At 46.1% G+C, this 323-nt stretch carries 1 protein-coding gene; it reads right to left on the reverse strand.

What is annotated here, in order from left to right; genetic code table 11:
- Nucleotides 1-23 precede the first annotated feature (23 nt).
- A partial coding sequence (locus D0T85_RS22110; protein ID WP_163215678.1) for a hypothetical protein occupies nt 24-323 on the reverse strand: 300 nt, incomplete at its 5' end.

Raw genomic sequence — 323 nt, forward strand, 5'->3', positions numbered from 1 at the left:
GCCTCAGCCCGAGCGAAGCCACTTTACAACTCCAATCGACCGACGGCATACTCCTGCCCGAAGGCCTTGTTGGTGGAATATCGACCTTCATCGTTATCGTAACAGCTGATAACGGTATGGCTTTTCCCAGAGCAAAAGCCAATTGCTTTGAATATGGTGTGCATGTTCTTTGCCTGCTTCTCAAACTTTTTCAGATTTTCCGTGTGGTCATCAATAAAAATGTATTGGTTTACCAACCTGAGCATGCGGTCGGTATTGCGTTCTACCAGTTGCAGCTGTTCTGTAGCTTCGGGAGTAAGCGGGGTATTCTTTAATACATATTC

Source organism: Bacteroides sp. 519 (assembly GCF_010500955.1).
Lineage (GTDB): Bacteria > Bacteroidota > Bacteroidia > Bacteroidales > Bacteroidaceae > Bacteroides.